The sequence below is a fragment of the Roseobacter denitrificans OCh 114 genome, from assembly GCF_000014045.1.
Classification (GTDB): Bacteria; Pseudomonadota; Alphaproteobacteria; order Rhodobacterales; family Rhodobacteraceae; genus Roseobacter; species Roseobacter denitrificans.
In genome coordinates, this window is the sequence record NC_008209.1 from 170,478 (window position 1) to 192,254 (window position 21,777).

Below are 21,777 nucleotides of genomic sequence, written 5' to 3' on the forward strand. Positions count from 1 at the left end.
CTATTGTACATTTCAACAAAGGCAGGTGCCCTATGTCCGCTATCTCGAATCATATGCCAACTGCCGAGTTGCAGGCGTTGGATGCAGCACATCACATGCACCCTTTCACATCCAACGAGGTGTTGGCCACAAAGGGCGCGCGGGTCATAACGCGCGCTGACGGTGTGTATCTGACGGACAGCGACGGCAACCGCATTCTGGATGGCATGGCGGGTCTGTGGTGTGTCAACATCGGCTATGGCCGCCCGGAACTCGCAGAGGTAGCCGCGCGGCAGATGAAAGAGCTGCCTTATTACAACACGTTCTTCATGACGACGCATGTCCCCGCAATTGCCCTTGCGCAAGAGGTCACCAAGCTTGCGCCGGCGGGGATGAACAACATCTTCTTTGCCAGCTCCGGGTCGGAGGCAAACGACACGAACATCCGTCTCGTGCGCACGTACTGGGCGCAAAAGGGCAAGCCGCAGAAATCCCACATCATCAGCCGCAAAAACGCCTACCACGGATCGTCCGTCGGATCGGGCAGCCTCGGTGGTATGACCTACATGCACGAGCAGGGCGGCATGCCCATTGCCGGCATTCATCACATCAACCAGCCCGACTGGTGGTCCGAGGGGGGCGATATGACGCCCGAGGAATTCGGCGTCGCGCGGGCCAAAGAGCTTGAAGCCAAGATTAACGAGTTGGGCGAAGATAACGTCGCCGCCTTTATCGCAGAGCCTGTGCAGGGCGCGGGCGGCGTGATCGTGCCACCTGAGACTTATTGGCCTGAAATCCAGCGCATCTGCGATGAATATGAAATCCTGCTGATCGCCGACGAAGTCATCTGTGGATTTGGGCGCCTAGGTGCGTGGTTCGGCTCTGAGGTGATGGGCATTAAACCGCACATCATGACCGTCGCGAAGGGTCTGTCGTCAGGCTATCAACCCATCGGCGGGTCGATCGTCTGTGACGAGGTGGCCGAAGTGATCGGGCAAACCGAATTCAATCATGGCTATACATATTCCGGGCACCCTGTCGCCGCAGCCGTTGCGTTGGAAAACCTGCGCATCCTGCAGGAAGAAAACATCGTCGAACATGTACGCACCGTGGCGGCCCCTGCGCTGAAGGCGGGGCTTGAAACGCTTGCCGATCATCCGCTGGTCGGTGACGTGAGTTGCAAGGGCCTGATGGCCTCCCTGGCGCTGACCCCTCATAAGGAGAGTCGGGCAAAGTTCGCATCAGAGCGCGGCACGATTGGCACGATCTGCCGCGAGAGAGCTTTCGCGAATAACCTCGTCATGCGCCATGTTGGCGACCGAATGGTGGTATCTCCCCCGCTGATCATCCAGCAGAACGATATCGACACGCTGGTTGAGCGCGCAGGCAAAGCGCTTGATGAAGCCTATTCCGAAATCAAATCCGAAGGGCTTCTGAAAGCCGCTTCCTGACATCAGCAACTTGATATTACATAGAAATAGCAAGCCGCCTAATATGTATCCCGTGCGGATAATCCGACAGCCTGCATGATCCACGTCATGCGGGCCGTTTGCCGCGCATCTCCTGATTTTACGTCAAAATCAAACGTTGGAGAGCAATTTGGCGTGATACGCACTTAACTGCTTGCACTCAGGTGCCACAGTAGTTTTACATTGAGTCAACAAGCGCGGTTAACCGCCACAAGAACAATGGGGAGCCAAACCTTGGCTGAAAAAAGCTCAAACGACTCGTTCGTCGAATTCGACCGCGTGCAGAAAAGCTATGACGGTGAAAATCTGGTCGTAAAAGATCTGAACCTGTTCATGCCGAAAGGTGAGTTTCTCACGATGCTGGGGCCATCGGGTTCCGGCAAGACAACATGCCTTATGATGCTGGCCGGCTTTGAAACCGCGACGCATGGGGATATCCGCCTTGACGGGGTGTCGATCAACAACATTCCGCCGCACAAGCGCGGGATCGGGATGGTGTTCCAGAATTACGCGTTGTTCCCGCATATGACGGTGGCGGAGAACCTGTCCTTCCCGCTGGAAGTGCGCAAGATGGGCAAATCGGACCGCGAGGCGAAAGTGAAACGCGCGCTCGACATGGTGCAGATGGGCGATTTCGCCGGGCGCCGTCCCGCACAATTGTCCGGGGGTCAGCAGCAGCGGATTGCCCTGGCCCGGGCGCTTGTGTTCGAGCCGGAACTGGTTTTGATGGACGAACCCCTGGGTGCGCTGGACAAACAGCTGCGCGAAACGCTGCAGTTTGAGATTACCAACCTTGCCCACGCTCTGGGGATCACGGTCGTCTATGTCACGCACGACCAGACCGAAGCCTTGACGATGTCGGACCGTGTTGCGGTGTTTGACGATGGGCGCATTCAGCAACTCGCCCCGCCGGACAAGCTCTATGAAGAGCCCGAAAACAGCTTCGTGGCGCAGTTCATCGGCGAGAACAACACGCTTGAAGGTGTGGTCAAGGAAATCAAGGGCGATCATTGCCTGATACAACTGGACGATGGTGGTCTGATCGATGCCAAGCCGATCAACGTATCGGCGGTTGGCGAGCGAACCCGCGTTTCCATCCGGCCTGAACGGGTCGAATACAACAAGGACCGCCTGAGCCCCGATGCGCATACGCTGCATGCCGAAGTGCTGGAGTTCATCTATATGGGCGACATTTTCCGGACGCGCCTGAGGGTAGCGGGCATTGATGAATTCGTGATCAAGACCCGCAACGCACCGGACGTTGACCGCCTGAAACCCGGCCAGTCCATCGAAATCGGTTGGCTGCCGGAAGATTGCCGCGCCTTGGACGCCTGACAGGTTCTTGGTGCGCGACATATCGTGCCCGTTCGGGTCACGATCTCAAAGAGGCGGTGTATAAGCCCGTTGACACGCGCCTCACATTCGAAACGGGTAGATAAATTGGGAGACGACGAATGAAACTGACCAAATTGCTTTTGGCCTCAACCGCGCTGACATTGGCTGCGGGATCGGCATTTGCGGAAGTCGAAATGGCGAACGAAATGACAATCGTAAGCTGGGGCGGCGCCTATTCCAACTCGCAACAGCAAGCGTATCACAACCCCTACATGGAAAAGACCGGGGTCACCATCATCAACGATGAAAGCTCGGCCGAAGCGGTGTCAAAGCTGCGCGCGATGAACGAAGCGGGCAACATCACATGGGATGTGGTGGATGTGGTTGCCGCGGACGCACTGCGTCTGTGTGACGAAGGTCTGGCGATGGAAATTGACGCAGACGAAATGCTGGCGCCGGCACCGGATGGCACGCCGGCTTCCGAGGATTTCGGCGACCTGCTGGTGGGTGACTGCTTCATCCCGCAGATCGTCTACTCCACCACCGTCGGCTACCGCACGGATATGGTCGGTGACACACCGCCCACGTCCATCTGCGCATTGTTTGACACTGAGGGTTATCCCGGCAAGCGCGCGCTGGAAAAGCGCCCGATCAACAACATGGAATGGGCGCTGCTGTGTGACGGTGTTGCAAAAGACGACGTCTACGACGTGCTGGAAACGGACGAAGGTCAGCAGCAGGCGCTTGATAAGCTGGCAACGATCAAAGACGACGTGATCTGGTGGTCCGCCGGTGCCGACACGCCACAGCTTCTGGCGGATGGCGAAATCGTCATGGGTTCGACCTATAACGGTCGTCTGTTCTCGGTCATCGAGGAGCAGAAACAGCCAGTTGGTATGCTCTGGGACGCTCAGGTGTTCGATCTGGACGGCTGGATCATCCCCGCAGGTCTGCCTGAAGACCGTCTGGCCCGTGCGCTTGACTATGTATATTTCGCAACCGACACGCAGCGTTTGGCAGACCAGTCCAAGTGGATTAGCTACGGCCCTGCACGTGCGTCTTCTGCACCATTGGTCAGCACACATGCCGAATTGGGCATCGAAATGGCACCACACATGCCAACCGATCCGGAAAACGCCAAGAACACGTTCCTCTACAACTACGAGTTCTGGGCTGACTATCGCGACGATATCGACGCGAAGTTCCAGGCGTGGCTGGCACAATAAGCGCCTCTGCGTGACTGAGATCAGGAAGGGCGGTGCATCCGCCCTTCCCACAAGAATAAAAGGGGACGGAAAATGCCCAAGGGATACATCATCGGCAACATCAGCTTGAGGGATGCAGACGCATATAAACCCTACAGTCTGCGCAATGATGAAATCGTTCCACGCCACGGCGGCAAGTTTCTGGCGCGCGGCGGTCGGTCGCAAATCCTTGAGGGTGACAGCCATGACCGCCAGGTCATTATCGAATTTCCGTCTTATGAGGACGCGCTCGCGTTCTACAATGACCCCGACTATCAGGAAAACATGAAAATCCGACAGGCAAACGCCGACGGATCCATACTCGTTGTGGAGGGCGTTTGAGCCATGACCGATACCGCTGAACACTCCGGCCCGATGCTTGCCGCGGACGGCCGTCCGCTCAAGGCAAGCCTGAACCGTGCGTTGCGCCGCCAAAAGATGCGCGCGCTCTTGCTGATTGCGCCGCTGTTGCTGTTCGTGCTGGTCACGTTCATCGCGCCGATTGCGGACATGCTGTTCCGCTCTGTCGAAAACCAGATTGTATCCGACACATTGCCCCGCACCACGACCGAGCTGGCGACATGGGATGCGGATAGCGGTGAAATCCCGTCGCAGGAAACGTTCAACGCGCTGTTCAAGGACGTCTTTATCGCGGCGGAGCGTAAAGCGCATACGCGGCTGGGGTCCCGGCTCAACTATGAATTGACGGGTGTGTCATCCCTGTTTCGCAAATCAGGCCGCAGCGTCGATGACATGGCGGAGGTCTATCAGGACCAGTTCGAAGACCTCAACGACTTCTGGAAAGAGGGCGAAAACTGGAGCCAGTTGATGGGCTCGGCTTCGTGGCTCACCGCGATGAACGGCTGGAATGAGGATAGCGGACAGGCGCAGCCGGTCTTCGAGGTGCGCGACGACATCGCCGCCGCCTTGCCGGAAACGACTGCCATCTATGAGGAATTCGCAACATTCGTTCAGATCGAGGAAGAAGAACGCCTCACCACCGAAGACCCCTGGGCGGTTGTTTATGCGGCGCTCTATGAGGATATGGCAGGCGGCGCGGACCTGTCGGGCATCTCCGGTGCGGGCAGTGCTGAGCTTCTGGCCGCCGCTGAAGCCGCAGCGACGTTTGAGACGGTCGATTATACCGCCGCCTTTTATGAGGTTGACGAGGATTGGCACGACATCGACGTCTGGCAGACCATCCAGACTTATACCCCCGACTTCACCTCCGGCTATTTCCTCAACGCGGTTGATATGAAGAAATCGCCGGACGGCCCGGAAATGCGCCCGGAAAACGAACAGCTGCACATCATGTTGTTCATGCGCACATTGTTCATGTCTCTGGTGATCACCGGAAGCTGCATTCTGCTCGGCTATCCCGTGGCGTGGATCCTGGCCAACCTGCCCGCGCGCACGGCGAACCTGTTGATGATCCTCGTGTTGTTGCCCTTCTGGACATCGCTCTTGGTGCGCACATCCGCATGGAAGGTCATGTTGCAGCAACAGGGCGTCGTGAATGATACCCTTGTCTGGCTTGGGATTGTGGCCGATGACAGTCGCCTTGCGCTGATAAACAACCAGACCGGCACGATCATCGCGATGACGCATATCCTGCTGCCGTTCATGATCCTGCCGCTCTATTCGGTGATGAAGACGATCCCGCCGAGTTATCTGCGCGCCGCCAAGTCATTGGGGGCCACGAACTGGACAGCCTTCTGGCGGGTCTATTTCCCGCAATCCGTGCCGGGGATCGGCGCGGGGTCGATCCTCGTGTTCATCCTGTCCATCGGCTATTACATCACGCCTGAAATCGTCGGGGGCACCACGGGTACGTTCATTTCCAACCGGATCGCCTATCACATTTCCAGCTCGCTCAACTGGGGCCTTGCCGCCGCACTCGGGGCCATCCTGCTGGCGGTCGTTCTGGCGCTCTACTGGGCATATGATAGAATTGTTGGCATCGACAACGTGAAATTGGGAGGCTGACACATGGTAGCTCTGACACCTGTATCCCGGACGGAGCCGTCCTTTTATGTCCCTGTTGTCGCTGCGTTCGGCGCCTTTGCAGGCCTTTTTGTCGGCACAGCACAGGGCAGTTCACTGCTTGGCCTGATCATTGGCGCGGCGCTGATGGGGGCGGTCGCCTTTGTCTTGACCAAGGTGATCAAGGACGAACGGCTCGGTCTCTGGGGCCTTGTCATTCTGCTGGGCATCGCCGGTTTTCTGATGGGCGGTATTCCGGCGGGACTGATCGGGGCAGGATTCGGATGGTTTTTCGCCTGGCTGAGCTTCTGGCTCTACGAGTCGCGCTATCGTCAGCATCTCGTGCCCTACCTCACGCCCGGGCAGGTCCTGTGGCACTATACCTTCCGCGTGATCTGCGGTGCGATCCTTGTGTTTCTCATCACGCCGATCCTTGTGGTCATGCCGCTGAGTTTCAACGCGGAGAACTTCTTTACCTTCACCCCTGAGATGCTGCGTTTTGATCCGGCGGGCTATTCGCTGAAACATTACGAGGATTTCTTTACCAATTCGGACTGGCAGGGTGCCTTGGCCAATTCCATCAAGATCGCCCCGGCGGCGACGCTGCTCTCGGTGACCTTTGGCACGCTGGCGGCCATCGGCCTTAGCCAACCGCATGTTCCGTTCCGCCGCGCCATCATGGCCATCCTGATCTCACCGATGATCGTACCGCTCATCATCTCCGCTGCGGGCATGTATTTCTTCTACAGCCGCATCGGCCTGCAGGGCACCTATATGGGCGTTGTGCTCGCGCATGCGGCCTTGGGTATCCCCTTTGTCATCATCACGGTGACGGCAACGCTGGTGGGCTTTGACAACTCGCTCACCCGTGCGGCGGCCAATATGGGCGCAAACCCGGTCACCACATTCTTTCGGGTGCAGATGCCGCTTATTCTGCCCGGTGTCATATCGGGGGGGTTGTTCGCCTTTATCACGTCCTTTGACGAAGTGGTCGTGGTGCTCTTTGTCGGTTCAGCCGGTCAGAAAACGCTGCCCTGGCAGATGTTCACAGGTCTGCGCGAACAGATCAGCCCGACGATTCTCGCCGTGGCGACGATCCTTGTGCTGGTGTCAATTGCGCTGCTGACGGTGGTGGAACTGCTGCGCCGCCGCTCCGAGCGTCTGCGCGGGATGAGCCCCACGTGACATGAACCACGTCACCGGTTTTGCACAAAAGCGTTGACGCGCCCCCCTTGCTGCCGGATCAGCGCAAGGGGGGTCGGTCACGCGGCACAGATCATCGCAGTTTTTGCAACAAGGCGGAGGAGGCATAGCCATCCGCCACCAGACCCCGGTTGCGTTGAAAAGCACGGATCGCATCCGTTGTTTTGGGCCCGATGCGGCCATCGACCCCTTGGGTATTGAATCCGGCATGGGTCAGCCGCTGCTGTATTTCCTTACGCTCCGCAAAGGTCAGCGCCCGTTCGTCCGTGGGCCAGCTTGACCGGATCGGGCCGCCGCCTTTGATACGGTCGCTCAGATGGCCCACTCCGATGACATAGGCATCCGCCGCGTTATACCGTTCGATGGCGGCAAAATTATCGAAGATCATGAAGGCCGCACCCTCTGCGCCAGCGGGCAGCAGGATGGCCGCACGCCCGTGATTGGCCACTTTGCGACCACTCATGTCTCTGACACCCAAGCGCGCCCAAGCACCGGGTGTCTTTCTGGTGATCCGGTTGGCCTGCGCATAGTCAAACCCTTGCGGCAGTTGTACCTCAACGCCCCAGGGCTGGCCGGTTTTCCAACCTGCGTTTTTCAGATAGGCCGCCGTAGAGGCCAGCGCGTCAGTAGGATCCTCCGACCAGATGTCGCGCCGCCCATCGCCCGTGAAATCAACGGCATAGGCAAGGTAAGACGTGGGAATAAACTGCGTATGTCCCATGGCCCCGGCCCAGCTGCCGGTCATATTGCGCGGGGCCGTGTCTCCGTTTTGCAGGATTTTCAGTGCCGCGATCAATTGTTCTTCGAAAAACGCGCCGCGCCGTCCTTCATAGGCCAGAGTCGCCAGAGAGCGGATCACATCATTTGAGCCGCGATAGGCACCATAGCCGCTTTCCAGCCCCCAGACCGCGACGACGACTTCCTTTTCAACGCCGTAGCGCCGCTCGATCGCCTCCAGCGTTGTGCGGTGTTTGGCCAGTGCCGCCTTGCCATTCGCGATGCGCCGATCCGAGGCCGCACTCGCAAGATACTGCCAGATCGTCTTGGTGAATTCGGACTGGTTTCTGTCCCGCCGGATCACATCGCTGTCAAAACGCACACCTTGAAAGGCAGATTCCAACGTTGCCGATCTGATCCCCTGTCGCGCCGCACGGTCCTTGAACCCCGCCACCCAGGCGTCAAACTCGGCGGCGGAAGTGGCCAGCGCAAGTGCCATTTCGGCCTCGCCCTTGATGGCATCCGTCCTCAGTTTGGGTCGAATCGCCCGCTCAATCGCCGTGCCTGACGCGGCAACATCGACAAGGTTCACCGGCGGCGCAACGGCCGGGCGCACCACGGGCCGCAAGGACTGCCCGGAGGTCTGGGCATAGGCACCATTTACCCCCAACACCAAGCCAAGCATACCCGACCAAAAGATCATGCGTTTCATGAAAACATCCTGCTACGATTTTTATTATTAGTGACAGTGTAGCGCGACTTTGCTTTCGGAAAAAGAACTCTGTGTCTCTATCGCGGCCTGTCGCCGACGGTGAAAGCGATTGGCCGTTCTACGCAGCGCTTGTTGCAACCGTACAGATGTGTTGTCTAACATGCGCTGAGCATCGCGCGTCACGCAGGATTGAATGATGATCAAACTACTGACCTTTCCACCGGCGTTCGGGCTCTTTGCGGCGAGCCCCTTCTGTGTAAAAGCTGCCTATCTCTTGAACATGTCCGGCCAGAAGTGGGAGCGTGAGGATATGCTGGACCCGCGCAAGATGCCCTACGGAAAACTGCCTGCCATCCGCGCAGGGGAGCGGCTGATTGCAGACAGCGACCGTATTCAGACATACCTTGAAAGCGAAGGTGCGGATTTCAACAAAGGGTTATCGGACCTCGACAAGGCCAATGCCCGTGCGTTCATTCGCATGTCCGAGGAACATTTGTATTTTCATCTGGTGCTCGACCGATGGGCCGATGATGCCATTTGGCCCAAGGTGCGCGATGTCTATTTTTCTCAGGTTCCGCCCGGCCTGCGCCATGTCATCGCCGCCGGTGTGCGCAGAAAAACCCTGAGCGGGCTGCACAGCCAAGGTCTCGGTCGGCTCAGCCAGGAGGAACGTTTGGCGAGAATAGAGCCTGATATTGATGCGATCACCATGCGCTTACGGCACAGTCATTTCCTGTTTGGGGACCAGCCAACGGCCGCCGATGCCTCGGTCGCGCCTATGTTGGCGGCCGCAACCGCATCGCCGGGAGTAACGCTGATGGGCCGGATGATCGAAGGGAATGAGGTCTTGATGGCCTATATCGCACGGGTCGATGAAAGCTGCGGCTAACGGCGGCTGCGTTTCACCTTGCGTTTGATCTTATCCGCCTTACGCTTGGCTTTGACACCGCGCTTGCGCGGCGTGCGCCCGGCGGGTGATCTGCGGCCTCGCGCCAGTTTCGCGCCCTCAAGCTCCAGCAGTTCAAGCGCGATGCCGCCGGTGATGGGTGCCGCCTCTGCCAGACGGACGGTGGCGCGCTGTCCAAGTCCAATGATCTGCCCGCTGTCTGCGCCCATCAGGGTCATAGTTTCCGCGTCGAAATGAAAATACTCGTTGCCGATGGAGCGCATCGGCACCAAGCCATCCGCCCCCGTCTCGTCCAGCTTAACAAAGATGCCAAAGCGCGCGATGCCACTGACCCGCCCGGTAAACTCGCTGCCAACACGTTCGCTCAGGTAGGAGGCAAGATAGCGGTCGGTCGTGTCGCGTTCCGCAACCATCGAACGGCGCTCGGTATCCGAAATATGCGTGCCCGTGTCGTCAAGCCCGTCTGCGTCTTCGGGCCGCAACCCGTCCTTGCCCCACCCATGGGCAGAAATCAGAGCGCGGTGCACGATCAGATCGGCATAGCGCCGAATGGGCGACGTGAAATGCGCATAGCGCGGCAAGGCCAGACCGAAATGGCCCAGATTGATCGGCCCATAATAGGCCTGCGTCATCGACCGCAGGGTGGAGATGTTGATCAACTCAGCCTCCTCAGTCCCCGCAGCCTCGTTTAACAACCGGTTCAGATGCGCCGTCTTGAGCACCTGACCCTTGGCCAGATTATAGCCGCTGGCGCGGGCCGTTTCGCGCAACGCATCCAGTTTTTCGGGGCTTGGTTCTTCATGAACGCGAAACAGCAGCGGGGATTTCTTTTCGATTAACGTCTCGGCGGCGGCGACATTCGCCAGCACCATGAATTCTTCGATCAGGCGGTGGGCATCCAGCCGCTCTTTGAAGCTGACGGAGGTGACGGTGCCATCCTCCGCCAATTCGATGCGCCGCTCTGGCAAATCCAGCTCAAGCGGTTGACGCCGGGCACGCGCCGACACAAGGGCAGCGTAAGCGGCGTAAAGCGGTTTCAAAACAAGCTCCAACAGGGGCTGTGTGCGGTCATTCGCTGTGCCGTCGATGGCGGCTTGGACCTCTTCGTAATGCAGGGAGGCAGGCGATTGCATCAAGGCGCGGTAAAAGCGGTGGCGCAGTTTGTTTCCGTCAGCATCAAGGACCATTTCAACCGCGATGCAGGCCCGTGGCACCCCTTCGTGCAGGGAACACAGATCACCGGACAACCGGTCCGGCAACATCGGCACCACGCGGTCCGGGAAATAGGTGGAATTGCCCCGCTTGCGCGCCTCGCGATCCAGCGCGCTGCCCGGCGTCACATAGGCTGCAACATCCGCAATCGCGACCCAGACCACATGCCCGCCCTCGTTTTTCGGGTCGTGATCTGCACGCGCGAAACAGGCATCATCATGATCCCGCGCATCCGACGGGTCGATGGTGATCAACGGCAGGTCACGCAAATCCTTGCGACCTTCAGGACCAACGGGTTTTGCGGCATCTGCCGCTGCGATCACATCATCGGGAAAGCTGTCGGGGATACCGTGCTGGTGGATCGCAATCAGCGATACCGCCTTGGGCGCGGATGGATCGCCCAGGCGTTCAACGACCCGCGCGCGTGGCAATCCCAAGCGGGCTTTGGGTCCGGCTTGTTCTGCCTCGACCAACTCGCCGTCCTTGGCGCCATGTGTCGCGCCGCTGGCAACCTGCCATTCCTTGTCTGAACCCTTGTCGATCGGCTGGATTCGCCCACCCTCCGCCGTCTGGCGGAACACGCCGACAACACGACGCGGGTTCGTGCCGATGCGGCGGATCAGGCGCGCCTCGTAGTGATGCGTATCGTTCTTGACCAGCGTCAGGCGCGCGAGGATACGATCTCCTGCCCCCATCGCCGGGTCGGACGCACGCGGTATCAGCAGAACGACGGGTTCCTGCCCGGTGCCGTGCCATTCCATGGGTTTGGCGTAAAGATCACCGTCGTCATCCGGCCCCGTGACCAGCAAGACGCTGACCGGCGGCAGGCGTTCGGGGTCCTGATAGCTGCGGTTGCGCTTTTCAAGGTGGCCATCGGCTTCCAGTTCCTTGAGCACGCGCTTGAGATCAATCCGTGCGGCCCCCTTGATGCCGAACGCCTTGGCGATGTCGCGCTTGGCGGTCAGGGTCGGGTTTTGCTCAATCCATTCAAGGATGTCGTTTTTTGTGGGCAGGCTGCTCATGCCTGTCAGGTAGCACGCTGCCCCCGTGCCGTCATGCGCAAATCAGCGGTTGTGTCCACATCCTGTAGTTTATCCACATAAGCCACTGAAAAATCACCAAGCGAGCGCACCGTATCGGCCAGCGCAAATTCCGTTGACCAGCGCACCGATTGAAACAATTGCCGCCGTGCAGGGCGCGCATTCTTCAAACCGATCAACCAGTAGCCGCCATCATAGGCAGGCCCCAGAACTGCATCTGCATGGCCAAGCGCTTTGAACGCCCGCGCAATGTGACGCCGCTCTATCCCCGGAATGTCGGCACCGATGACACAGACCGGACCGGGTATTTGCCCCCGCAACGCGCGCTTCATGCGGATGCCCAGATCGCCATGACCTTGCGGGATGCGGCGCAGGCCACGAGGCCAGACGCGGCTCTTTAGCCCTTCGCCATCGGGGGAGACCATCAGAACGACATCCCAGCGTGGGTCCTGCAGCCGTCGGATCAGCGCGGTTGCCTGATGGCGAAACCACCAGGCTGCGTTCGTCATGCCGATCTCGTGGCCCAAGCGGGTCTTGACCCGCCCCGGGCGCGGCTCCTTGAGCATGATCGCAAGGGTACGTCTCATGCAAAATAGTCGGTGAGAATTCTCGAATAGATCGCTTTCAGCTCGACGATGTGATCGGTTTTGACGTGCTCATCGACCTGATGCATGGATTGACCGACCAGACCGAATTCAACCACAGGGCAGTGATCTTTGACAAAGCGCGCATCCGATGTGCCCCCCGTGGTGCTGAGCACCGGTTCGATCCCGGTTTGCGCCTTGACGGCCTTGCTGACGAGCGCGGACAGGGGGCCGGGCGGGGTCAGGAAGCTCTCCCCCGAAATCTTGATCCGCAGGTCGATCTGAACCCCGAATTCACCTTCGATCCTGGACAGTTCTGTCTTGATCCACTCGGTCAGGGATGCACCGCTATGAGCGTCATTGAACCGGATGTTCACCGTGCCGGAGCAACTGGCGGGAATGACGTTCGTGGCCGGGTTCCCGGTATCCACCGTGACAATCGCAAGCGTCGAGGGGTCAAAAAACTCGGTGCCCTCATCGAGCTTATGGCTGGCCAGCCGATCCATCAGGCGCATAAGTGCGGGCAGCGGGTTACATGCGCGGTGCGGGTAGGCAGCGTGCCCCTGCTTGCCGATGAATGTGATCCATGCGGTCATTGATCCACGGCGGCCTATCTTGATCATCTCGCCCATGCGATCCGGGCACGTGGGCTCGCCGACCAAACAGGCGCTCATCTGTTCGCCCTGCGCCGCCATATAGGCCAGCAGCGCGGTCGTGCCATCTGTTGCATCGCCTTCTTCATCCCCGGTGATGGCCAGCACAATCGCCCCATCGGGGGGCGTGTCGCGCACGAAATCCACCGCAGCGGCGGCAAAAGCCGCAACGCCTGATTTCATATCCGTGGTGCCACGCCCATACATGATGCCATCTTTGACCTCAGCGCCAAACGGGGGCATGGACCAATCATCGGCATTCCCGATTGGTACAACATCCGTATGCCCGTTAAAGCCAAAGGTCTTTGGGTGCCCCTTGCGGCCCCAGCGCGCGAAGAGGTTGCGAATGCCACCGCGATCGGCCCATGCGCAGTCAAACCCCGCGTCGCTGAGCACGTCGTGGAGGATATCGAGCGCGCCCTCATCGGCAGGCGTCACGGATGCGCAACGGACCAGATCAGCGGTCAGACGAACAGGATCAACAGCGGGCATGGCATATTCTCGTATCTAACAAAGGCCCATTTCTACAGGTGCGGGCGAAAGCTGCAAGGGCGGCAGATCACTGCGCCTCCTCAGATTGAAACGTCCCGTAAAACGGCTCCATCTGCGCGACAATGACGGCGTTTTCATCAAGTGCGCGTTGCATCAGCATGCGTTCCTCATCGCTGATTTCATGGCCTTCGGCCAGGCGTTCCTGCAGGGTGCCGTACCCTGTCACATCCAGTGGGGCCGTGTCCGCCTGTTTCAGAATGGCCACGGTTTCGCGCACGGCTTCCGCTTCGTCGATCCCACTGGCATAGATCACAAGGGCCGCGCCGGTCGCTTTTTTCGGCAGCCCGTCGCCTTCCTTGCGGCCAATCTGGACGACAAGCGTATAGACCTGCTGGCGCGAGGGTTTCTTTTCCTTTGTCATGTTCCCTAGTTAGGGCTTGGCAAAGGGCATCACAATGGCTTTATCAAGGCGCTGTTCTACGGGCCAATCGGCATAGGGTTCCCAATCCTCTTCCATCTCGTGCAGATGCCGCAAACCGGCCATCAGGGGGACGCGCACATCAGTGGGCAGCAAGATATAGTCATCCGCCTGCTCCTCATAACGGGCCGCCATCTTGCCACTGGCATCACGCGTGGCAATCGCATCAAGGATCATGAGGGCAGTAGCTGCCGCATAGGAGGGATGCACCGGATCAAGTGACACCTGTTCGACCACCTCGGAGGGGAACCAGCCGCCGAATTCCGACAGAATGCAGCTGCTTTTCAAACAGTTGTCCAGCGCCTTGCGGTGCACGTCGCGTAATTCCTCGGGTGCCAGTGTGCAGACGGCATCGCGCATATCCTCCGTCATGGACCGGGCGATGATTTTCAACAGCCGCGTCAGGTCTGTTTCCTCATAGGTGCGCAGGTCCGTGCCTTTGGGGCGCTGATCCAGCGCAACAAGGCCCAGCATATCCGCCCGGCGAAACCCATTCATCAACGCCGCACGCACCGGGGAGGGCGCCTCGCGGAACCGGTCGCGAAAGGCGCTCCAGTTCCAGAAGAGATCATCCTCTCCGGCGCCGTAGTTCAGGCGATCCGCCAGCAGGATGATCGTTGCCGTCATGAAAGCCGGGTGGTTCTGGTTAGGCATCGACGCAACCATCATCAGTTCGGCATGCAGCGCTTCGACATCCGCTGCGGTCATCTTGCATTCCTGGTCGAAGACCACACGCTTGAGGTCTTCGCGCAGGCGCGGGCTAAGCTGCAAAGCCAGTTCGGAACACCCCGCCACGGCAGCGCTTTGCAGGTCAGACAGGACCTGAAGCATCGTGAAGTTTTTTGGTGCTGCGATTTTCCTCATGGCATCGGACTATACGGCCATCCGGGCAGGATTGTATCGGAATCTGGACAACACGCTGGAATAATTGGGGCGAAACCGCCCCAATCAATAACACGGCGTAAACATCAGTCGCGCAGCAACTCATTGATGGATGTTTTGGACCGCGTCTGCGCATCGACCTTTTTGACGATGACGGCACAATAGAGGTTCACGCCGTTTTTCGATGGCATGGACCCGGCCACAACCACAGATCCTGCAGGCACTTCGCCATAGGTGAACTCGCCGGTTTCACGGTCGACGATCTTTGTGGATTTGCCGATGAAAACACCCATCCCCAGAACAGAGCCTTCGCGCACGATGCAGCCTTCGACAACTTCGGAACGCGCACCGATGAAACAGTTGTCTTCGATGATCGTCGGGCCTGCCTGCATCGGTTCAAGCACACCACCAATGCCGACGCCACCCGACAGGTGCACGTTCTTGCCAATTTGCGCGCAGGAACCGACGGTTGCCCATGTGTCAACCATCGTGCCTTCGTCCACGTAGGCACCAAGGTTCACAAAGGACGGCATCAGGACAACGCCCGGCGCGATATAGGCCGATTTGCGCACGACACAGTTCGGCACGGCGCGGAAGCCGGCGTCTTTCCAGTCGGCCTCGCCCCAACCGGCGAATTTGCTGTCCACCTTGTCCCACCAGCCGCCGCCTTGCGCGCCACCGGATTGCATTTCCATGTCCTTGATCCGGAATCCCAGCAAGACGGCTTTCTTGGCCCATTGGTTCACATGCCAATTGCCATCCGCCTGACGCTCGGCCACGCGCAAACCGCCGCCGTCAAGTGCCGCAAGCGTGGCTTCGATTGCATCGCGCTCGGCCCCTTTGGTTGCGGGCGAAATGCTGTCGCGCGCCTCCCATGCGGCCTCGATCGCGGTTTCCAGCTCAGCATTAGACATCGGATTCTCCCCTCAGGTGACAGTGTTCCACGCGCCTATACTAGCCACGCAGCGCCCGTGCAATGCGTTCACGAAAGTTGAACAACCTCGGGTTAGGTAGGAAAGGCCGTTGCATATCGGCGCACATCATGCGCCCCTGCACGCAAAGCGATTGATCAAAGAGGACTATCCATGAACCGACGCCACCCTTTGCGCCACGCCTCTGCCGACCGAAAAGCCATTCGCGAGGTCCCGGACACACCGCAGACCCGCGCACCGGAGTATCGGCTCGCCTTTGCGGATGATGACTTTCTGTGCCGCGAGGAGTTACGCCCGGTCCGGCTGCAACTGGAACTGCTGAAACCTCAGATGCATCTGGATGCACTTGGCATCAACAGCACCATCGTCCTGTTTGGCGGCGCCCGCATCCCGAGCCCGTCGAACAAGGATAGCGCTGCGACTAGAACACTGGCTGATCTGTCGCATTTCTACGACGAAGCGCGGGAGTTTGCGCGGCTGATGACCCTCAAGAGCATGGAAGCCGAGGGCAAGGAAAATGTGATCGTGACCGGGGGCGGCCCCGGCGTGATGGAGGCGGGCAACCGCGGCGCATTGGACGCAGGCGGGCGGTCCATCGGACTGAACATTGTCCTGCCGCACGAACAGGCGCCCAATTCCTACGTGACGCCTGAACTCTGCTTTAATTTCCACTACTTCGCCATCCGCAAAATGCATTTCCTGATGCGGGCAAGCGCGATCTGCGTCTTTCCCGGCGGCTTTGGCACGTTGGATGAACTGTTTGAAGCACTCACATTGATACAGACCGGACGCATGCAGCCCGTCCCGGTTCTGCTATTTGGTCGCAAGTTCTGGGACAGTATCATCAACTGGGATGCGCTGGCCGATGCGGGCACGATTTCCGCCGAGGACCTTGAGTTATTCAGCTTTGTGGAAAGTGCTGCGGAAGCGATGGAAATAATTGACCGCTGGCAGGACATGCCGACCCGCGAGGCCATGCCTGGTCGTTAATAGCGGTACCTGATGCATCAAGTATCACGTAACGCGTTGAAATAGTAAAACTAAGGCAGCGCTTGCATGACTCAGGGTTTTCGCGTGACGCTTCAGGCGCACACCATCTGGGGCTGTGCGCTTTCGATCTCGATCAGCTTGGTGAGGTCCGCGTCATTGGTGGCGCCGATCACCAGTGTCCGCCCGATCACCGTGCCAGGTGTGCCCGGTATGCCGAGCCGTCGACCCAGATCCAAGCTGGTGGCCAAGGCCTGCGCGACGCGCGGTCCTGATACCTCTTGCGCGAAAGCGTCCGGCGGCAAGCCCAATTCATGCGCCATAGCACGAAGCGCCACAGGACCGGGACGCAGGAACCGCTGTGATAGATAGGCGCGCGCGGCCTCTTCTGCGTCGAAAAACCGTGCCGCCAGAACGGCCTGCGCACTGCGCCGTGACGCCGCCCCCAACAGCGGCATTTCATGCCAGATCAGCCGGACAGGCGCGCCCGCATCCCTGCGCTCCATCAGGCGGTTTTCAAGGACCTTGCAATAGGGACAATTGAAATCGCTGAAGATCGCAATTGGCACGACTCCCGTCTGCCAACCCTCTGGCCCGAAAAGCGCCACGCAGGGCGATCCCGCCCGTTGCGGCGCTGGTGTTGATGGGTCTGGCGGCTCAAGCCCGAGAAACGGGTTGCTGGCCGCGGAAACACTGCCCCCGGTGATCCGGCGAAACCCGGCAAATCCGGGCAGCGGTTCGAATTCGAAATCGGTCGGGATACGTCGCAGTATCGGGGGAATCGCAACGGCAACGGCGACGATACCGCCCCCGACAAGCAGGTCGCGACGGCGCATTATGCGCCCGCCAGACCCGTCTCTGCCGCGATCTGTTTGCGGGACTTGCGCGCGCGTTCGGTTGCAGATTTCAACTGCCCGCAGGCCGCCATGATGTCTTCACCGCGCGGCGTTCGGATGGGCGATGCGTACCCGGCCTTGTAGATGATATCGGCAAAGGCGCGGATGCGATTGTTGGACGAGCGTTTGTAGGGCGCGCCGGGCCATTCGTTGAAAGGGATCAGATTGATCTTGGCGGGAATGCCGTCAATCAGTTTGACGAGGCGGCGGGCGTCTTCGTCGCTGTCATTAACGCCGTGCAGCATCACGTATTCAAAGGTGATCCGTTCTGAATTGGACACTTTGGGATAGGCCCGCAAAGCCTCCAACAGCACCTCTATGTTCCAGCGTTTGTTGATCGGGACCAACGTGTCACGCACGTCATCGGTGGTTGCGTGAAAGCTCACGGCGAGCTGGCAGCCGATTTCAACAGCGGTGCGCGCGATTTCCGGCACGACACCGGATGTGGACAAGGTGATGCGGCGTCGGGACAATTGTATCCCCTCAGGGTCCATGGCGATTTTCATCGCGTCACGGACGTTTTCAAAATTATAAAGCGGCTCCCCCATGCCCATCAGGACGATGTTGCTGAGCAGCCGCGTCTCGTCCTTGGGCGCCCCGATTTCGGGCCACTCACCCAGATCGTCGCGTGCAACCATCACCTGACCGATGATTTCGGCAGCGGTGAGGTTGCGCACCAGCTTTTGCGTGCCTGTGTGACAGAACGAACAGGTCAGCGTGCACCCCACCTGACTGGAAACGCATAGCGTCCCGCGCCCCTCGTCGGGGATATAGACGACCTCCACCTCGTGCCCGCCGGCGATGCGCACAAGGTATTTGCGCGTGCCATCCTCACTGACCTGACGGGTGACGACCTCCGGGACTTCAACGACGAATTTTTCCTTGAGCTGCGCGCGATAGGCCTTGGACAGGTTGGTCATCAGATCAAAGTCGCGCACGCCCCATTGATAGATCCATTGCCAGATCTGCCCCACCCGCATCTTGGCCTGTTTTTCGGGCGTGCCCTCGGCAATCAACGCATCGCGCATGGCTGCACGGGTCAGACCCACCAGATTGACGGGGCCATCGGGCAATTTGCGCGGAATGGTGTGGACATCTTGCGTGATAGGCGCGTTGGCGGGCATGGGAACGACTCTCAATTGGCTGAATGCCGCTCTATATAGGGTTTTTGGATCAGATCAAAAGAAAAAGCACCGCCCGCCGGGCCGGGCCTTGCGCCACGTCCGGACCGGGATCAACCCGCGCAGCGTTTTTCCGCGTCTTCGGTTGCGGCAGTAAACCCGAGAAGGGAAAACGTATCCTTGGTGGTCGTTCCCCGGCTGGAGATGCCAGTCACAACCGCATCCGCCCCACGCTTCATCGCGGCGACCAGCTTGGCATCATCCGCAGCGGTCGCAGGCCACGCCCAGTCGCCATCGGTAAACAGGGAATATTCCGTGCCGCCAATCTCCACCGAGACCTGACTGCCATCCCGGAACGGATATCCGCCGGTAAAGGCCACCTGACCATTCGCGTTGGCGGAGGGTCGGAAAAAGACCATCAGCAGTATCTCGCCCCGGTTGGCCGCCACAACGCGCCCGTCACGGGTGTTCACCGTTTCTGTCGGGACAGAAACGCTCCAGCATTCTTTCGGATTGTCTTCGACAAAGACGCTCCAGTCGGTCTTGGCAGCGACGCGGTTGTTGCTGACCTCTTGCGCGGCGGCTAATGACCCCACGAGTGACAATGCACCGACCAACCCGAGGAAACTCTTCGAAATTCGCATGCTTTTACAGCCTCCAGCTGTCATAACCTCAATTTACCAGCCTGCTGTGGTGGCTATTTTATACCACTCTTTCCGACAGACGACCTTGTTTCTCGATGAAACAGACAGTAGCCCAAATTATGCAGGAGGCGAAAGCCTGATTGGCAAAAATTCGCTAAAACGTGAGGAAAAAAATGTCTCAACCGGTCCCAATGGTCGAAATCTGGCGCGGTCCGTTTCTGGAGAGCATGCACACGGGCCATGCCGTGATCTGTGACGCAGCAGGTGGGATCATCGAGGCGTGGGGCAACCCGGATCAGGTGGTGTTGTCGCGCAGTTCCTCCAAAATGATACAGGCACTGCCGTTGATCGACTCCGGTGCCGCAGATGCCATGGGCCTGACCCCGCAACATCTCGCACTGGCCTGTGCATCGCATGGCGGGGCACCCATGCATACGCAGCGTGTTCAGGCATGGCTGGAGACCCTTGATCTGACAGATGATGCGCTGCGCTGTGGGGCGCATATGCCGTATGATCCGGTGACGCATGACCAGATGCTGATCGCGGGTGAGAAACCGTGCCAGCGTCACAACAATTGTTCGGGCAAGCATGCCGGCTTTTTGACCCTGTCCAAACACCTCGGTGGTGACAGCGGGTACATCGACACGGATCATCCGGTGCAAAAAGCCGTGTTGGAGGCGTTTGAGAGGCTCACGTCAGAAACATCGCCCGGCTTTGGCATTGATGGATGTTCGGCCCCGAATTTTGCGAGCAGCCTGCATGGAATGGCCCGTGCGATGGCCCGGTTTGCGGCCAGTCCAGAAGACAGCGCCGAGGCACGCCTGCATCAGGCGATGCGGCTGCATCCTGAACTGGTGGCGGGTGAAAACCGTGCCTGTACGGACCTGATGCGGGCGACCGACGGTAAAGTTGCCATAAAAACCGGGGCCGAAGGGTTCTTCAATGTGATAATCCCCGAACAGAAGATCGGCATCGCGCTGAAGATCACCGATGGAACGACGCGCGCGTCCGAATGCGCGATTGCGGCGATTTTGGTCAAACTGGGCGTTCTGGCACCGGATCACCCCGCGACGATGAAATATGTGAATGCCCCCATTCTGAACCGCAGGGGAGTCACCACAGGCCATATGCGCGCCGCGCCCGCGCTGCTGTAACGGGCCATTACGCGGGGTGCACAAAATCCTGCTCCGCGTAGCCTTGCAGGTACAGCAACGCGGTCAGGTCCCCGTGATTGATGCGGATATCGCACTGGGCGGCAACGCTCGGTTTGGCATGGAGCGCGACACCGGTGCCCGCAGCTTTCAGCATTCCCAGATCGTTCGCGCCATCCCCAACGGCCAGCACGTCAGTTGGCGCAAGGCTCAGGCGCTGCGTGATGTCGTGCAGGGCGTCGACTTTGGCTTGCTGACCCAGGATTGGCGTGCCGACCTCACCAGTAAGAATGCCGTCCTTGGCCAGCAATGTATTGGCACGGTTTTCGTCAAAGCCAAGCTTGCTGGCGATGGCTTGCGTGAACGCGGTGAATCCACCGGACACCAGCGCGGCATGCGCGCCATTGGCTTTCATCGTAGCCAGTAGCACTGGACCGCCCGGCATCAGGGTGATGCGCGATGATAGCACATGCTCAATGGTTGCAACCGGCAGACCTTTGAGAAGCCCGACGCGTTCCCGCAAGGCTGCATCGAAATCCAGTTCGCCATTCATGGCGCGCGCGGTGATCCCTTTGACATGCTCTCCGACGCCTGCCTCGTCAGCAAGTTCGTCGATACATTCCTGTTCAATCATGGTGCTGTCCATGTCCGCCAGCAGCATCTTCTTGCGCCGCCCTGCCGCAGGCTGTGCGACCAGATCAACCCCGAGGCCCTGCATCTCAGCCCAGACCTCCCACAGGTTCTCCGGCTTTTGCGCAACCTGAAACTCTGCCGCCCCACCCGGGGACAGCCACACAACATCGCCACCACCCCAGGCGTTTCGCAGGGAATCAGCCAAAGCCGGCGCCAGCGTTCCGGGTTTTGCGATAAGGGTGATTGAAAACATACGCGTGCCATCCCATCGGGTCGAAGTCCGCGCCGAAGTACACAGGTGCGCCCCTGCAACGCAACCACGCAGCGCGTTATTTTTCAAACGTCCCATCAACATGCGCCACGTTCAATGCGCGCATTTCTTGGTTTTGCGCCCCACGGTAAGCAGGCACATCCCGGGATACCTTGTTTCCGATGGTAAACAGGCGTGCAGCCTAAAGCGCAGTTTTACACGATTATCCGTCAGGTATGCTGTTGTGCCGCTGCGCTGCGTCAACTATTCACG

Annotated in this window: 20 protein-coding genes; 9 read left to right on the top strand and 11 right to left on the bottom strand. The window is 59.2% G+C overall.

Features of this window, described 5'->3' with window-relative positions; translation table 11 throughout:
* The first annotated feature begins 32 nt into the window (after nt 1-32).
* From RD1_RS00800 to RD1_RS00825, 6 genes are all read left to right on the top strand, one after another.
* Nucleotides 33-1,430, top strand: a complete 1,398-nt coding sequence (locus RD1_RS00800) for an aspartate aminotransferase family protein (RefSeq protein WP_011566526.1) — start codon at nt 33-35, stop codon at nt 1,428-1,430.
* Between the two features lie 252 nt (nt 1,431-1,682).
* Entirely contained in the window at nt 1,683-2,783 is a 1,101-nt protein-coding gene (locus tag RD1_RS00805) for an ABC transporter ATP-binding protein (RefSeq protein WP_044033294.1), read from the top strand.
* Nucleotides 2,784-2,902: 119 nt separating this feature from the next.
* Nucleotides 2,903-4,009, top strand: coding sequence for an extracellular solute-binding protein (locus tag RD1_RS00810; RefSeq protein ID WP_011566528.1), 1,107 nt, complete (start codon nt 2,903-2,905; stop codon nt 4,007-4,009).
* A 72-nt stretch (nt 4,010-4,081) separates the two neighbouring features.
* On the top strand, nt 4,082-4,369 hold the full coding sequence (locus tag RD1_RS00815) for a DUF1330 domain-containing protein (protein WP_011566529.1): 288 nt from the start codon (nt 4,082-4,084) through the stop codon (nt 4,367-4,369).
* A gap of 3 nt (nt 4,370-4,372) precedes the next feature.
* Nucleotides 4,373-6,013 (top strand): ABC transporter permease, encoded by a 1,641-nt coding sequence (locus RD1_RS00820; protein ID WP_011566530.1) that lies wholly within the window; start codon nt 4,373-4,375, stop codon nt 6,011-6,013.
* A gap of 3 nt (nt 6,014-6,016) precedes the next feature.
* Nucleotides 6,017-7,195, top strand: a complete 1,179-nt coding sequence (locus RD1_RS00825; RefSeq protein WP_044032858.1) for an ABC transporter permease — start codon at nt 6,017-6,019, stop codon at nt 7,193-7,195.
* Between the two features lie 91 nt (nt 7,196-7,286).
* Here the strand turns inward: RD1_RS00825 and RD1_RS00830 are convergent, their stop codons facing one another.
* Complete coding sequence (locus RD1_RS00830) at nt 7,287-8,642, bottom strand: lytic murein transglycosylase (RefSeq protein WP_011566532.1); 1,356 nt, start codon at nt 8,640-8,642, stop codon at nt 7,287-7,289.
* Between the two features lie 193 nt (nt 8,643-8,835).
* Here RD1_RS00830 and RD1_RS00835 point away from each other — a divergent pair, with 193 nt between their 5' ends.
* A complete protein-coding gene (locus RD1_RS00835; RefSeq protein WP_050759038.1) occupies nt 8,836-9,531 on the top strand; it encodes a glutathione S-transferase family protein in 696 nt (231 codons plus the stop codon).
* Here RD1_RS00835 and rnr read toward each other — a convergent pair.
* From rnr to dapD, 6 genes are all read right to left on the bottom strand, one after another.
* On the bottom strand, nt 9,528-11,783 hold the full coding sequence (rnr, locus tag RD1_RS00840) for a ribonuclease R (protein ID WP_011566534.1): 2,256 nt from the start codon (nt 11,781-11,783) through the stop codon (nt 9,528-9,530). The two genes, RD1_RS00835 and rnr, sit on opposite strands and share 4 nt — an antisense overlap.
* A 5-nt stretch (nt 11,784-11,788) precedes the next feature.
* The gene (locus RD1_RS00845; protein WP_011566535.1) at nt 11,789-12,388 is read right to left on the bottom strand and encodes a TIGR04282 family arsenosugar biosynthesis glycosyltransferase; all 600 of its coding nucleotides are present in this window, start codon (nt 12,386-12,388) and stop codon (nt 11,789-11,791) included.
* Nucleotides 12,385-13,530 (bottom strand): succinyl-diaminopimelate desuccinylase, encoded by a 1,146-nt coding sequence (dapE, locus tag RD1_RS00850; protein WP_011566536.1) that lies wholly within the window; start codon nt 13,528-13,530, stop codon nt 12,385-12,387. Before dapE ends, RD1_RS00845 begins: the two co-directional genes overlap by 4 nt.
* Before the next feature lie 67 nt (nt 13,531-13,597).
* The gene (locus tag RD1_RS00855; RefSeq protein WP_011566537.1) at nt 13,598-13,951 is read right to left on the bottom strand and encodes a hypothetical protein; all 354 of its coding nucleotides are present in this window, start codon (nt 13,949-13,951) and stop codon (nt 13,598-13,600) included.
* 9 nt (nt 13,952-13,960) lie between these two features.
* The gene (locus RD1_RS00860; RefSeq protein ID WP_011566538.1) at nt 13,961-14,839 is read right to left on the bottom strand and encodes a hypothetical protein; all 879 of its coding nucleotides are present in this window, start codon (nt 14,837-14,839) and stop codon (nt 13,961-13,963) included.
* A 137-nt stretch (nt 14,840-14,976) separates the two neighbouring features.
* A complete protein-coding gene (dapD, locus tag RD1_RS00865) occupies nt 14,977-15,804 on the bottom strand; it encodes a 2,3,4,5-tetrahydropyridine-2,6-dicarboxylate N-succinyltransferase (RefSeq protein ID WP_011566540.1) in 828 nt (275 codons plus the stop codon).
* 171 nt (nt 15,805-15,975) lie between these two features.
* On the opposite strand from dapD, the gene RD1_RS00870 reads away from it, so the two are divergent.
* Nucleotides 15,976-16,812 carry a TIGR00730 family Rossman fold protein gene (locus RD1_RS00870; RefSeq protein ID WP_011566541.1) on the top strand — a complete coding sequence of 279 codons (837 nt, stop codon included), beginning with the start codon at nt 15,976-15,978 and terminating at the stop codon, nt 16,810-16,812.
* Nucleotides 16,813-16,904: 92 nt separating this feature from the next.
* On the opposite strand, the gene RD1_RS00875 is transcribed toward RD1_RS00870, so the two are convergent.
* The 3 genes from RD1_RS00875 to RD1_RS00885 form a co-directional block, all read right to left on the bottom strand.
* Complete coding sequence (locus RD1_RS00875) at nt 16,905-17,645, bottom strand: DsbA family protein (RefSeq protein ID WP_011566542.1); 741 nt, start codon at nt 17,643-17,645, stop codon at nt 16,905-16,907.
* Nucleotides 17,645-18,829 carry a 23S rRNA (adenine(2503)-C(2))-methyltransferase RlmN gene (gene rlmN, locus RD1_RS00880; protein ID WP_011566543.1) on the bottom strand — a complete coding sequence of 395 codons (1,185 nt, stop codon included), beginning with the start codon at nt 18,827-18,829 and terminating at the stop codon, nt 17,645-17,647. Before rlmN ends, RD1_RS00875 begins: the two co-directional genes overlap by 1 nt.
* Before the next feature lie 110 nt (nt 18,830-18,939).
* Nucleotides 18,940-19,470: an invasion associated locus B family protein gene (locus RD1_RS00885; RefSeq protein ID WP_011566544.1), complete on the bottom strand. Its 531-nt coding sequence runs from the start codon at nt 19,468-19,470 to the stop codon at nt 18,940-18,942.
* A 173-nt stretch (nt 19,471-19,643) separates the two neighbouring features.
* Between RD1_RS00885 and RD1_RS00890 the strand changes: the two genes are divergently transcribed.
* Nucleotides 19,644-20,624 (top strand): asparaginase, encoded by a 981-nt coding sequence (locus tag RD1_RS00890; protein WP_011566545.1) that lies wholly within the window; start codon nt 19,644-19,646, stop codon nt 20,622-20,624.
* 7 nt (nt 20,625-20,631) lie between these two features.
* On the opposite strand, the gene serB is transcribed toward RD1_RS00890, so the two are convergent.
* Nucleotides 20,632-21,507, bottom strand: coding sequence for a phosphoserine phosphatase SerB (gene serB / locus RD1_RS00895; protein WP_011566546.1), 876 nt, complete (start codon nt 21,505-21,507; stop codon nt 20,632-20,634).
* Between the last annotated feature and the right edge of the window lie 270 nt (nt 21,508-21,777).